This is a genomic window from Candidatus Avelusimicrobium faecicola (genome assembly GCA_900540405.1).
GTDB classification, from domain to species: Bacteria; Elusimicrobiota; Elusimicrobia; order Elusimicrobiales; family Elusimicrobiaceae; genus Avelusimicrobium; species Avelusimicrobium faecicola.
The window spans coordinates 1-12,922 of record UQFW01000041.1; the positions used below are offsets into that span (position 1 = coordinate 1).

Below are 12,922 nucleotides of genomic sequence, written 5' to 3' on the forward strand. Positions count from 1 at the left end.
GGCTTCCGGTTCGTGTTTATATTTGAAGATAAAGGCAAACAGCACCATTACCACCAACGCAAAGCCGGAGAAAATAAACCACGAGCAAGACCACCCTTTTTCAATCAGGGCAGAAAAATCCGCCGGGTAGGTGGCCCCTTGCGCCAACGCACCGTATTGGGCCGCATAATCGGCAATATGCACGTTGACCAGTTTGTTAATGACCCATTGGGCACCCAATGTACCAATCATGGCCCCAAAGCCGTTGGTCATCAACATAAACACGCCCTGCGCGCTGGAGCGGATAGACGCCTCGGTTTCTTTATCCACATACAAGGAGCCGGACACGTTAAAGAAGTCAAACGCCACCCCGTACACAATCATAGAAACAATGAGTAACGCAATCCCCACACCCGTAGAGGGGTTGCCCAGGCCAAACAGTCCAAAGCGCAATACCCACGCGCCCATGCTGATAAGCATTACCTTTTTAATACCAAAGCGTTTTAAGGCAAAGGGAATCAGCAAAATACACAAGGTTTCGGATACTTGGGAAAGCGAAATCAGCGCGTTGGCGTTATTGGCCCCCCAAGAGCCGGAAAAACCGTCCAACATGTTAAATCCGTTAATAAACGGGTTGGCATAGGCGTTGGTAATCTGCAAGGACATCCCAAGCAGCATAGAGAAAATGAAAAACACCGCCATTTTCTTTTCTTTGAACAAGGCAAACGCTTTTAAGCCCAGCGCTTCCGCCAAGGATTTGGCTTTTTCCGCGCAGGTGGGGCAAAGCGGCAGGGTAAAGCAGTATACGGATAAAATAAGCCCTAAAATAGCGGAGAAATTCCACTGCATATAGGTATTTTGGAAACCCGTAAAGTTGGAGGTCAACATGGCGCAAATAAAACCCACCGTACCGAACACGCGGATAGGAGGGAATGCCGACACCGTATCCACCCCGTTCTGGCGCAAAACCGAGTACGCCACCGAGTTGGAAAGCGCAATCGTGGGCATATAAAACGCCACGCTAAGCGTATAAAAAGTATATACCGGGGCAAACGCTACCTGCGGTTGGGCGCCCATATAAGCGGCCGCACCCAAAAACACGGCGGCTAAAAAGTGGCAAATCCCCAGCAGTTTTTCGGCGGCAATCCACCGGTCCGCCACAATGCCGATAACAGCCGGCATAAACAGGGAAACAAACCCCTGCGTAGCGAAGAACAGACCAATATTCTCCGCCAGCCCCACGTTTGCCAAAAAAGCGCCCATAGAAGTCAAATAAGCGCCCCAGACGGCATACTGGAGAAAGTTCATAACAGTAAGACGTGTTTTGATGTACATAAGGCTCTTTCGCGTGTGTAGGGTGCCTGTAGGGCCCCACAGCGAAACCTCCGTTTAGATAAGTTTTACGAATATTTTGTACGGCGGTGCTTCCCTTGTATTGTACAAAAAAATATATAATATAGGAACAAAAAAACGCAGAACGCAAGGAGAACGCTTTTTATGGCAGATTATAGCTTTGATATTGTTTCTAAAGTAGACCTAAACGTAATTTCGGAAGCCGTTTCCGCGGCGAATAAAGAAATTACCAACCGCTACGATTTTAAGGGTACCCATTCCACCATTGAATTAAACCAAAAGGATAACGAACTCCACCTGGGCTCCAGTGACGAATACAAGGTAAACACCCTGCGTGATATTATTTTTACCCGCATTGCCAAACGCGGTATTCCGCTTAAAAATATGCAGCCCCAAAAAATTGAATCCGCCTTGGGCGGCAACGCTAAACAAACCGTTAAAATCCAGCAAGGCATTCCGACGGATAAAGCCAAAGAAATTTCCCGCGCTATTAAAGACGCCAAATTAAAAGTGTCCGCCTCTATCCAAGGGGACCAGTTGCGCGTGTCGTCCAAATCCAAAGATGAATTGCAAGCCACCATGGCTTTACTTAAAAATGGGGATTTTGGCGTAGAATTGCAATTTACCAACTACCGCTAGGAGAAGTTATGCAAAAAATTTTATTCAGTGTTTTACTGTTGGCTTTGGCCGTCAGCGCCGGGGCTAAAGAAGCGGAAGACGCGCTCCGGTTTTACCAGGCGCAAGCCCGCTTAACTTCCGATAACCGCCGCCAAGACCGCGCCTACGCGGCGGCATTGGCCGATGCGCTTACCGTCTGGCAAAAACGCTTTGCCAAGGAGCCGCAAGCCAAAGAGGCGCTCCTCTTGCAGGCCGATTTATTCGCCCGCGCAACGGAGTATCCGCAAGCCTTGTCTACCCTGGTTAAAGCGCATTATTTATTCCCGGCCGCCAACGATTCCGCCCTGTTAAGTACGCGGGTGGAAAGCGTGATGAACGAACTGGACAAAACCCAAAAAGGCCAAGCCTTAAAATTGCTCGCGGCCGATACCGCTAGTTATAAAGAGCAACAAAAGCGGGAAGCCTTTTTGCGGGCGCTTTACAGCATTAAAACGCCGGATTTATACGCGGCTACCGTGGAAGAATTTGAAAATTTCCTGGCCGAAGAACCCGAATACGCCCAAAATGACAAACTGGAAATTTTACTGGGGGATTTGCACCGCCGCAACGCCAACCCGTTAGCGGCCGCCGCCCAGTACAAAAAAGTAGCCGCCTTGTACCCCAAAACGGAGTTCCGCGCGGCCAGCTTGCGCATGGCGGCAGATGTGTACGCGGACGACTTAAAAGACACGCAAACCGCTACGGCTATGTATAACGAAGTTCTCAAACGCTACCCGGACTCCGTGGAAGTAGGCGTTGTGTATAAACATTTAGGCATTATGGAAGAAAACAACAAGCATTTTGATAATGCTATTGCCTACTACAATAAAGCCATTGAACATTTGGCCGGCCAACCGGCCGCCTATGGGGCCATGCAAGGCAAAGCGGACGTGTACGCCAAAATGAAAGATTACCAAAGCTCCTACACCATGCTTTTGCAAACGGCCGAAACATTTAAGGCGGACGAAAGCAAATACGTTGCCACCATGTTAAAAGCCGCCAACGTGGCCGACCGCCGCTTAAAAGACCGGAGCCAAAAATCCGTCACGCTGGAAAAAATCCTGCTGGCTTATCCGCAGAACCAACGCGCGCCGGAAATTATGTTTGAACTGGGCTACTGCTACGAAAAACAAGGCAAAAACCCGCAAGCGGCCGCTATGTATAAAAAGCTGATTATTTCCAACCCGACGGACGCTTACGCAGGAAAGGCCCAAAGCCGTTTAGACCGTTTGGAAAAATAAGCCGTTTTAAGCACCCGCTTAAACAAAAAGGCTCCCCGCACAACGCGGGGAGCTTTTTTATCTGTCCGATTGACTAAAACCGTATTACCGGCAAGATTTTTCCTGCATAATATGCACAATCATCGGGTCTACCTTGCTCATGCCTTCGCTGGAAATGTTGCCCAAGTTTTGGATAGTTTCCTCGGCCGTGCGGCCCACAAAACCTTCCACTTCCGTAATGCCGTAATCGTGAATGGCCATATAAGCGGAGCGGATGGCGGAATCGGTAGAGCTGACCACTTTTAAGGCGCAACCGCTTTTGGCACCGTCGCACAGCATGCCGCCAATATCGCTGATGATGTTATTAATGGCCAGCGTAATCGCCGGGATATTTGCCCCGCGCTGTTGGTATACAATCGCCGCCGTGGCCCCTACGCCCGCCGCAATCGCACAGCCGCAAATGGGGGCCAGTTCCCCGGTGAACACTTTTACATAACCGTTTAACAGGTGGGAAAGCGCAATACTATGTAAAATGGTGTTTTCGTCTACGCCCATTTCTTTACCCACTTTCCAAGGGACTAAAATGGTCACTACCCCTTGGTTGCCGGATTCGCCGCTGCTCATAACGGGCACGGCGCGGCCGTCCATGCGGGCATCGGCCGCACAGGCCGTTAAAATTTTGGTGGACGAAATTAAATCCATTTGCAAAAGGCCCTTGCGCACCAATTCTTTAATGTAAAAACCCACTTTTTGCAAAGCCTGGCCCATTTCGGCCGCTTTCAGGTTCATTTCTACCCCTTTTTTCAGGTAGGCCAAATCTTGCGCGTCGGCGGCTTGGGCGGCGGCCAGTAAATCCTGCAAAGTAGCCGCTTTTAACGCCTGCTTAAACTGGGCCGGCTGAACCCCACACGCGGTTTGTTGCTTTTCCGTCAGTATGGTTCCGTTTTTGGAAAGGTGGGTCACTTCCGTATGACTGCCGGAAATCACACACCGCGCTTGGGCGCCGTTCTCCCCGGTGAGCAAACACTCCACCCAAAAGCCTTGCACGCCGCGGGCCACTTCCGCCGACACCCGGCGCTCTTTTACCATTTCTTTGGCGCGGCGCAAAATGTCCGCGTCAGCACCACTCAACACTTGCATATTCAGCTCCGGCTTGGCAATCAGTAAACCCATAGCCCCGGCCAACAGGTTGCCTTTTTCGCCGTCTGTATTGGGGATACGCACCCCCATACCGTTTTTATAGGTGCCGGCATCCAACTTAAATACGGCGTTTTGCGGTTTTTCGCCCAAGGCTTTGGCGGCATAGGCCGCACAGAGCGCCACCGATACCGGCTCCGTACAACCCATGGCCGGATATACTTGATGTTTTAATACTTCTTTTAATAGATTCATTATATTTTCCCGTTCGCTTTTAAGCTGTAATAAGCCTGTCTGCCTACAATAATATGGTCGTATACACTAATGCCCAACAGGCGCGCCGCCTCTACTACTTCCTGCGTGAGCAAGATGTCCTCCAAAGACGGCGTGACATCCCCGGACGGATGATTATGCACCAAAATAACCGCCGAGGCTTTAGCGGCTAAAGTACATTCCACAATTTTGCGCGGGCTGATACTTACGCGGTCTATCAGCCCCAGGGCTACCGTTTCCGCGCGGATAACCGTATTACGCACGGACAAATAAATCAGCTCCAAACATTCCTCGCTCCGCCCGGCCAAAGAGGCTTTGCAATACTTTACCACCTGCTCCGGGGAACGGATAATTGCGCTCTGGCGCAGTTCCTCTAAAGAATACCGCGTAAACAGGGCCCGCACCAGTTTTAAGAAAGAGGCCGTGCCCTTGCCCACCCCTTTCACAGCCGCCAAATCGGCGGGGTCTGCATCCAATACTTCCCCCAAAGAGCCGAACTGCTTAATCAGCGCCCAGGCCAGCGGTTTGGTATCCCGCCGGGCGATGGCATACGTCAGTAGCAGTTCCAATACTTCATGGTCCGCCAGCGGCGCTAATCCGCTCGCGGCAAATTTGGCACGGATACGTTCCCGGTGCCCCAAATAGGAAGGTTTGTCTGTTGGCATAATATCTCTGTTTTTTATTATACCGTTTTTAATGCTACAATAGGTATAATTCCGCCCGATAAATCCGGCGGATAAAGGGGGTAGTGTTATGGTTAAAAAAATTGCAGTTATCGGGGGAGGCCCCGGCGGATACCCGGCGGCGTTAAAAGCGGCCGCACTGGGTGCGGAAGTGACCCTGATTGAAAAAAACAAATTAGGCGGGGTCTGCTTAAATTGCGGATGTATTCCGTCTAAATCTTTATTAGATGCGGCCCACCGTTTTGAAACGGCCCGCCGCCTGCCGGCCTTGTGCGAAGACGGCGCCCAAACGGACGCGCAAAACTTAACCGGCAAATTATCTTGGGCCAAAATACAGGCCCGCCAACGCGCCGCCACCCAAAAATTAGTACAGGGGATTGCCGGCTTATTAAAAATGCGCAAAGTGCGCGTGCTGACGGGGGAGGCTTCCTTTGAAGATGAACACCGCCTGACGGTAAAAACGGCTGACGGCACGGAAGAAGTGCCCTTTGATGCGTGCATTATTGCCACCGGCTCCCAAGCGTTTTTCCCGCCTCCTTTTGATACAGCCAAGGCGTTTTTGCTGGATAATTCCACCATTTTTGATATTCCCCGCCTGCCCAAAACGCTTACCATTATCGGGGGAGGCGTTATCGGTTGCGAAATGGCCGAACTCATGAACGGCTTTGGGGTGGCGGTCAATATCGTGGAAATGCAACCCCGCTTGTTGCCGCCCCTGGATGAAGGCGTGGCGCGCGTTCTTACGCAAAGTTTTACCAAACGCGGCATTAAACTGTTTACCGGGCAAACCGCTACCCGTGTAGCGCAGGAAAACGGAGTGAAGCGCCTGACCCTGGCGGACGGCACCGTACTGGAAAGTGAAGAAATTTTAGCCGCTATCGGCCGGACGGTGGATTTAACCGGGCTAGGACTGGAAAAGCTGAATATCCCGTGGACGCGCAAAGGCGTGCAGGTTAATCCCCAAACCTTACAATTAAAGGATAACATTTACGCGGTGGGTGACGTAAACGGGCTTTGCCTGCTGGCGCACGCCGCCACCCGCCAAGGGGAAGTAGCCGCCGCCAACGCCTGCGGGCAAACGGCCGTATATCATAATGAGCTTGTCCCCTCCGCCATTTACACCCGGCCGGAAATTGCCTGCGTGGGGCTCACCAAACAGCAGGCGGCCGCACAGGGCATAGAAGTAAAAGCCCAGCGGGCCTTTTTACTGGCTTGCGGGCGGGCCCAGACGCAGGACGAAACGGAAGGCTATTTTGAGCTGTTGTCCGACAAACAAACCGGCCGCTTATTGGGGGCCAATTTGTGCGGGGCCAACGCGACGGAAATTATCCATATTATTGCCGCCCTGCTAACGGCCGGGCTAAGTGTAGAAACGGCGCGCGAAATTATTTTCGCACACCCCACCGTAAGTGAACTTTTGGGGGAAGCGCTGTGGAAATAAACCCGTTTGTTATTGTACTCGTCCGCCCGCGGGACCCGAATAACATCGGGGCCTGCGCGCGGGCCATGGGCAACTTTGGCTTTAGCCAACTGCGCGTGGTGGACCCGTTCCCCCCGGTCTGGCGCGAAGCCGTCAGCGCGGTGGGCGCGCACGACATTTTACAGCACGCCCAATGCGTGGATACTTTAGACGAAGCCCTGCAAGATGTGGAATTTTCGTTAGCCTCCACCGCATTAAGAAACCGCGTGATTGAGCAAGAAATTATTTTCCTGCCGCAAATGGATTCTTTTTTACAACGCGCGCCCGGGCGGCGCACGGCACTCGTCTTCGGCAACGAAAAATCCGGCCTGTCCGGCGAAGATATTGCGCGGTGCAACGCGGTGCTGAACATCCCCACCACCGCTAAACAGCCGTCTATTAATTTAGCGCAAGCGGTGCTTTTGGTGTGTTATGAAATTGCCAAATGCCACGGCTTACGCCCGTTGCGGGCCGCCAAAACCGGGGTTTATCCCACCGATGCCCAGCGCGAAGTAGCCGTTCAAACATTAGATGAGCTGTTTACGGCCAGTGGCTTAAAAGCCGATTGGCCCGCCTTGCACCGTCAGGCGCTGGTGCGGCAGGTTTTATCGCGCCAAAATCTAGACCGCAGCGCGTTGTTTTTATTAAAAAACCTGGCAGAAAAATTAAAACAGCGTTTGCACTAACCAATCAAGCCAAGGGGATTATATTTTGTTAAAATATAAGAAAGGAGAAGCCACCCATGAACTATAATATTTTGGTGATTAATCCGGGGTCTACCTCTGACGATATAGGCTACTACCGGGGCCAAGAGCCTGTTTTTGAAGTGACGGTGCGCTACTCCATGACCGACCTGGAACCGTACGAAGGCAAAAACGTGCTGGAACAGTTGCCTTTGCGTAAAAAATTAATTTTAGACTATCTGATAGACCACAACATCCCCTTGGAAGAAATTAATGCCGTTATCGGCCGCGGCGGGTTTATTAAGTCTGTTTCCGGCGGCGTGTACGAAGTCAACGAACAAATGCTGGCCGATTTAAGCTCCGGCAGATACGGGGGAATCCACCCCAGTAATTTAGGCGGCATTTTGGCGCATGAAATTGCCCAAATTGCCCACTGCCCCAGTTTTATTGCCAACCCGGTAGTGATTGACGAAATGCAACCTTTAGCCCGCTATTCCGGCATGCCGGAAAACCCGCGCATTTCCATTTTTCACGCGCTCAGCCAAAAGCGTGTGGCCCGGATGATTGCCAACAAATTAGGCAAAAAATATACGGAAATCAACTGCATTGTTTGCCACGGCGGGGGCGGGATTACCGTGGGAGCCCACTGCAAAGGCCGCGTGATTGACGTAAACAACGGCTACGAGGGCGACGGCCCCATGACCCCGCAACGAAGCGGCGGCGTGCCGTCTTCCGGCCTGGTGCAAATGTGCTTCAGCGGCAAGTATACGGAGCGCGACATTAAATTAAAACTGCGCGGTAAAGGCGGCCTGGTGGCCTATACGGGCACGTCCGACGTAAAAGATTTGGAAGAATTTATCCGCACCGGCGTAAAGCGCCCCGGCTCTATGATTTTTTGCACCCGGGAACAGGCCGAAGAAGCCCGCGATGCCATGGTGTACCAAATAGCCAAATACATTGGCGCCATGGCCGTTGTGTTAAAAGGGCAAGTGGATTTTATAGCGCTGACAGGCGGGCTGATGAACAGCAAAGTGATTCCGCAAAAAATAGGGGAATACGTCAGCTGGTTGGCCCCGCTGTATGTTTTCCCGGGCAGTGAAGAAAAAATTGCCCTGCGGGAAGCCGCCCAACGCGCACTGGAAGACCCTTCCTGCGTAAAACGCTATGTATGATTGAGTTGTAAAATAAGGAGAATAAAGTATGAAATTTAAGAGTTTCGCTGACTTAATCAGCCAAGTAAAAGGCAAGTCCAACCGGGTGGTAGTTCCCGGCGCTAACAACAAAGAAGCCCTCGCCGCTATTAAAATGGCCGACGACAACGGCCTGATTTCCCACGGTATTTTAATCGGCCCCATTACTGCCGTTAAAGCCATGGTAAAAGAGGCCGGTTTGCCGGAAGATAAATTTGAATTTATTGATTGCGAAGATGTGCCCACCATGTGCAAATTGGCCGTGGACCAAATTTTGGCCGGCAAAGGGGACTTTTTGATTAAAGGCTTGGTAGATACCAAATACTACATGAAAGCCATTTTGAATAAAGAAGCCCACTTGGTGCCGGAAGGCGCGCTTCTTTCCCACTTTGTGCTTTTCAGCACGCCCAAATACAAAAAACCGTTTGCCGTCACGGATTCCGCCGTTGTAATTGCACCCACCTTGGAACAAAAAGCCAAAATTGTGCAAAACGCCGTAAACACCATGCACAAATTGGGTTTGGCGGAACCGAAAGTGGCCGTGGTTTGCCCGGTTGAAAAAGTAAACGAAAAAATCCCCAGCACCGTGGATGCCGCCGCACTGGCCCAAATGAACGCGGAAGGGAAAATTACGGGTTGCACCGTGGAAGGGCCGTACGATTTTTATATCTCTATGTCTGCCGAAAGAGCCGCCGAAAAAGGCATTACCGGCAAAAAAGTAGCCGGAGATGCCGATATTTTGGTATTGCCGGACTTGGATGCCGCCAACCCGCTCTACAAAGCCTTGGCGTTCTTCGGGGCGGATATGGAAGCCGCGGCCGTACTCGTGGGGCCGAAAATCCCCGTGATTTTGCCGTCCCGCGCGGATGACCCGAAAGTAAAGCTCAACGCCATTGCGCTTTGCTCTTACTTAAAAGACCAAAAATAAATCTAACCCGGTGAAGGGCGGGCATAAGCCCCGCCCTTCGCCATGTGTATAGAAGATGAACAAAATTCTTACCCTTATCAACAAACATTACCGCCGCTATCACGACCTGCTGTTTTACTTGCTTACTTTGGCCGTGATTGCGCTTGCTACCCTTTTAGCCATACATATTACCAAACAAAAAAACGAGCAGGAATATATCAATTTACAGGAAAAACAAATTGCCGTGGAAGAATTTACTATCCGGCAGAAACCCATTTATGTTGCCCTGCAAGAAGCCGGCTTAACCAACCGCGAAGTTTTTGATATTGTAAACAAATTGGCCGAAGTAGCCGATACCCGCAAACTGCAAAAGCGCGATACTTATTCCATTTCTACCGGGCAAGACGGCCAGTTTAATATGTTGCTGCTCAACCAGGGGTTCAAGCATTATTATGTAGCCAATTTGGCAGGCTCTCTGGTAGCCGGGGTAAGTGATGTGGAAATTAAAACCCGCGTCAAATCCACCGCCGGAGAAATAAAAGGCTCTTTGTTTAATTCCATGCTTCAAGAGGGGCTTACCGTGCCGCTTATTGTGGATTTTACGGATGCGTTTTCCTGGACCATAGACTTTAACTCGGAAACCCAAAACGGCGATAAATACGCCGCCTTGTGGGAAGAAAACTACACCGCCGACGGCACCATTACCAGCCAGGATTTACTGGCCGCCTATTATAAAGGGCAAAACGGCCTGACCTACGCTTTTTATTATAACGGCGAATTTTACGATGAAACCGGCAAAGTAAGCAAAAAAATGTTCTTAAAAGCGCCCATCAGCTTCCGCAGCTACCGGATTTCGTCCCGCTTTAGTTATGGGCGCTTGCACCCCATTTTGCGTATCCGCCGCCCGCATTTGGGCATAGACTACGCCGCCCCCGCCGGTACCCCGGTGGATGCCGTGGCCGACGGCACCGTAGCTTTTGTGGGCCGCAAAGGCGGATTTGGCAACTATGTGGAAATTAAACACGCCAACGACTATCTTACCGCGTACGGACACTTAAAAAGTTTCGGTAAAGGCATTAAAAAAGGCGCGCGCGTCACCCAAGGGCAAACGGTGGGTTATGTGGGCTCTACCGGCCTTTCCACCGGCCCGCATTTGGATTTCCGCATCAAACATAAAAATAAATTTGTAGACTTTCTTAAAATGAAGAACCGCAATAACGCCGTGCGGTCTGTTTCCAAAGAAGAACGCAAGGATTTTGAGGAGCTAAAGGCGTTGTATTTACAGGAATTGGAGAAAGCCGCCCGGGCAAATGAGCCGGCGGCCCCCCAAAGCGAGGATAAAGCATGAAGAAAAAAATTGCCTTAACCGGCGGCCCCAACAGCGGCAAAACAACGGCTCTTTCCGTTTTGAAAGAAACCTTCGGGCCGCGGGTGGAGCTGGTAAAAGAAGCCGCCACCATGATTTTCAGCGGCGGGTTCCCGCGTAAAGACGGCAGCCCGGAACACGTCCGCACCGCCCAGCGGATTATCTTTTTTGCCACCCGGCAAATGGAAAGCCTGGCGGAAGAATCTTCCGACGCGGAGCTGATTGTGTGCGACCGCGGCACCGTGGATGCGGCCGTTTACTGGCCGGAAGGGGTGGAAGATTTTTTTAAGCACATGGGCACCACGCTGGATGCGGAACTGGCCCGCTATGATGCGGTTTTACACCTTTCCCCGCCCACCAATCCGGCGTTTTACCAATCTACCCATGTACGCACGGAAAGTTTGGACGAAGCCTTTGCCATTGACCGGAAAATATTAAAAATTTGGGAAAATCACCCCAACCGCCTGGTGGTGGACGGCAAAGAACATTTTATTGAAAAAGCGGAAATTATTAAGAATTTTGTGGAAAAATTAATTCAAAAATAGGGATTATTATGAAAAAAAAGAAAATCGTTTTAACCGGAGGCCCCAGCGGCGGCAAGACCACGGCGCTTTCCATATTAAAAGAAACTTTTGGCAATAAAATTGCCCTGGTGCAGGAAGCCGCCACGCTGATTTACAGCGGCGGGTTCCCGCGTAAAGATAACAGCCCCCTGCACATTGAACACGCGCAAAACATTATTTTTTACACCGTACACCAGTTGGAACACCTGGCGGAAGCTACCTCTGACGCGGACTTGATTATTTGTGACCGCGGCTCTATTGACGGCGCCGTTTACTGGCCCAAAGGACCGGAAGACTTTTTTAAGGCTATGCACACCACCTTGGAAGCGGAACTGGCCCGCTATGATGCGGTGTTGCACCTTTCCCCGCCGCCGGAAAAAGATTTTTACCAGGCCACCAACGTCCGCACGGAAAACCTCCAACAGGCGTTTGAAATTGACGATAAAATATTAAAAATTTGGGAAAAACACCCCAACCGCCTGGTCGTTCCGCGTGAAAAACATTATTTTGAAAAAGCGGAAATTATCAAAAATTTTGTAGAAAAATTACTTTCCAAATAATCGGAAGGAGTTATATATTTATGTGGAATCCGTTTAAGAAAAAAGAAGAAACCGCCGCGCCGGAAACGGCCGGTAAAACAAGCAAGAAAAAGTCCATAGAGGAACGGCTGGAAAAAGAGTTGGATTCTCTACCGGCGGCCTTAAAAGGCAAATTAAAAGACCCTGCCGTTAAAAAGCAATTTATTGATATTGCCAAACGTATGGAAAAAGACGGTGTGGACTTTAAGAGCATCCGCAGTATGAAAAAATGGATGGAAGCCCACAAGGCGGAATTCAAAAACCAAGGGGATGTGCCCAAAGTGCAAACCGTGGTGCATGAAGGCCCCAAAATCGGCCGCAACGACCCGTGCCCCTGCGGAAGTGGCAAGAAATACAAAAAATGTTGCGGTGCCGGTAAATAATTTACTCCCCGGGATATTTCAAAATCCCGGGGATTTTATTTTTAATAAGTAATTTTTAATTTTGTGTTTTTTGTTGTGCCAACTAATTCCACGAATGACAATTTTTTATTTCTTCCTTATTAGCTGTTATCGTTGTTGTTTTCCATTTTGCTGTTTTTGTTTTTCCGTCGTTTTTCGCCGTTGCTGTTTGCCATTTAATGCACCCCTTTGAAGCCGATTTTTAGGGGTTGCACCCCAAACCCGCCTTACTTTTTTCATTGCAAAAAAGACCCTGCGGGCCGCACCTTGCAGGCCGCCTTTGCAAAAAGCTAGCCCCCGGAGCCGCCGTCCGCAGGACAAACCTATTTTGAGCCAGGCGTTTTACAACCTTTTACTCTTGGGGCGGCGCCCCAAACCTGCCCTTCTTTTTCTCATTGCAGAAAAAGAAGGCAAAAAGGCTAGCACCCCGGGAAGCCATAAAATTTATTTTTATACGGGCATTTTACAACTCC

General features: G+C 50.5%; 13 protein-coding genes. 10 read left to right on the forward strand and 3 right to left on the reverse strand.

Annotated features, from left to right (window positions below):
- Positions 1–1,314: MFS transporter (locus ACQY18_RS04945; protein WP_428039062.1), on the reverse strand; the 1,314-nt coding region annotated here is incomplete at its 3' end.
- A gap of 162 nt (positions 1,315–1,476) precedes the next feature.
- Between ACQY18_RS04945 and ACQY18_RS04950 the strand changes: the two genes are divergently transcribed.
- Together ACQY18_RS04950 and ACQY18_RS04955 are read left to right on the forward strand one after the other, a co-directional pair.
- A complete protein-coding gene (locus ACQY18_RS04950; protein WP_428039063.1) occupies positions 1,477–1,971 on the forward strand; it encodes a YajQ family cyclic di-GMP-binding protein in 495 nt (164 codons plus the stop codon).
- Between the two features lie 8 nt (positions 1,972–1,979).
- On the forward strand, positions 1,980–3,230 hold the full coding sequence (locus ACQY18_RS04955) for a tetratricopeptide repeat protein (protein ID WP_428039064.1): 1,251 nt from the start codon (positions 1,980–1,982) through the stop codon (positions 3,228–3,230).
- Positions 3,231–3,314: 84 nt separating this feature from the next.
- On the opposite strand, the gene ACQY18_RS04960 is transcribed toward ACQY18_RS04955, so the two are convergent.
- The gene (locus tag ACQY18_RS04960; RefSeq protein WP_428039065.1) at positions 3,315–4,601 is read right to left on the reverse strand and encodes a serine dehydratase subunit alpha family protein; all 1,287 of its coding nucleotides are present in this window, start codon (positions 4,599–4,601) and stop codon (positions 3,315–3,317) included.
- Positions 4,601–5,284, reverse strand: coding sequence for a RadC family protein (gene radC / locus ACQY18_RS04965; protein WP_428039066.1), 684 nt, complete (start codon positions 5,282–5,284; stop codon positions 4,601–4,603). Before radC ends, ACQY18_RS04960 begins: the two co-directional genes overlap by 1 nt.
- 88 nt (positions 5,285–5,372) lie before the next feature.
- On the opposite strand from radC, the gene lpdA reads away from it, so the two are divergent.
- The 8 genes from lpdA to ACQY18_RS05005 are packed head-to-tail and all read left to right on the forward strand — an operon-like array spanning position 5,373 to position 12,431.
- The gene (lpdA, locus tag ACQY18_RS04970; protein WP_428039067.1) at positions 5,373–6,743 is read left to right on the forward strand and encodes a dihydrolipoyl dehydrogenase; all 1,371 of its coding nucleotides are present in this window, start codon (positions 5,373–5,375) and stop codon (positions 6,741–6,743) included.
- Positions 6,734–7,447, forward strand: a complete 714-nt coding sequence (locus ACQY18_RS04975; protein ID WP_428039068.1) for an RNA methyltransferase — start codon at positions 6,734–6,736, stop codon at positions 7,445–7,447. The genes lpdA and ACQY18_RS04975 overlap by 10 nt, the downstream gene beginning before the upstream one ends.
- 56 nt (positions 7,448–7,503) lie before the next feature.
- Entirely contained in the window at positions 7,504–8,616 is a 1,113-nt protein-coding gene (gene buk / locus ACQY18_RS04980; protein WP_428039069.1) for a butyrate kinase, read from the forward strand.
- Between the two features lie 28 nt (positions 8,617–8,644).
- Complete coding sequence (locus ACQY18_RS04985; protein WP_428039070.1) at positions 8,645–9,562, forward strand: phosphate acyltransferase; 918 nt, start codon at positions 8,645–8,647, stop codon at positions 9,560–9,562.
- A gap of 55 nt (positions 9,563–9,617) precedes the next feature.
- On the forward strand, positions 9,618–10,889 hold the full coding sequence (locus tag ACQY18_RS04990; RefSeq protein WP_428039071.1) for a peptidoglycan DD-metalloendopeptidase family protein: 1,272 nt from the start codon (positions 9,618–9,620) through the stop codon (positions 10,887–10,889).
- Positions 10,886–11,452, forward strand: a complete 567-nt coding sequence (locus ACQY18_RS04995) for an AAA family ATPase (protein ID WP_176778232.1) — start codon at positions 10,886–10,888, stop codon at positions 11,450–11,452. Before ACQY18_RS04990 ends, ACQY18_RS04995 begins: the two co-directional genes overlap by 4 nt.
- A gap of 8 nt (positions 11,453–11,460) precedes the next feature.
- Complete coding sequence (locus tag ACQY18_RS05000; protein WP_176778231.1) at positions 11,461–12,030, forward strand: AAA family ATPase; 570 nt, start codon at positions 11,461–11,463, stop codon at positions 12,028–12,030.
- 20 nt (positions 12,031–12,050) lie between these two features.
- Positions 12,051–12,431 carry an SEC-C metal-binding domain-containing protein gene (locus tag ACQY18_RS05005; RefSeq protein ID WP_428039072.1) on the forward strand — a complete coding sequence of 127 codons (381 nt, stop codon included), beginning with the start codon at positions 12,051–12,053 and terminating at the stop codon, positions 12,429–12,431.
- Positions 12,432–12,922 lie beyond the last annotated feature (491 nt).

Excerpts from the sequence above, each read along its gene's own strand:
- ACQY18_RS04950 (WP_428039063.1), top strand. The coding sequence starts at position 1,477 with ATGGCAGATTATAGCTTTGATATTGTTTCTAAAGTAGACCTAAACGTA.
- ACQY18_RS04955 (WP_428039064.1), top strand. The coding sequence starts at position 1,980 with ATGCAAAAAATTTTATTCAGTGTTTTACTGTTGGCTTTGGCCGTCAGC.
- ACQY18_RS04960 (WP_428039065.1), bottom strand. The coding sequence starts at position 4,601 with ATGAATCTATTAAAAGAAGTATTAAAACATCAAGTATATCCGGCCATG.
- radC (WP_428039066.1), bottom strand. The coding sequence starts at position 5,284 with ATGCCAACAGACAAACCTTCCTATTTGGGGCACCGGGAACGTATCCGT.
- lpdA (WP_428039067.1), top strand. The coding sequence starts at position 5,373 with ATGGTTAAAAAAATTGCAGTTATCGGGGGAGGCCCCGGCGGATACCCG.
- buk (WP_428039069.1), top strand. The coding sequence starts at position 7,504 with ATGAACTATAATATTTTGGTGATTAATCCGGGGTCTACCTCTGACGAT.
- ACQY18_RS04985 (WP_428039070.1), top strand. The coding sequence starts at position 8,645 with ATGAAATTTAAGAGTTTCGCTGACTTAATCAGCCAAGTAAAAGGCAAG.
- ACQY18_RS04990 (WP_428039071.1), top strand. The coding sequence starts at position 9,618 with ATGAACAAAATTCTTACCCTTATCAACAAACATTACCGCCGCTATCAC.
- ACQY18_RS04995 (WP_176778232.1), top strand. The coding sequence starts at position 10,886 with ATGAAGAAAAAAATTGCCTTAACCGGCGGCCCCAACAGCGGCAAAACA.
- ACQY18_RS05000 (WP_176778231.1), top strand. The coding sequence starts at position 11,461 with ATGAAAAAAAAGAAAATCGTTTTAACCGGAGGCCCCAGCGGCGGCAAG.
- ACQY18_RS05005 (WP_428039072.1), top strand. The coding sequence starts at position 12,051 with ATGTGGAATCCGTTTAAGAAAAAAGAAGAAACCGCCGCGCCGGAAACG.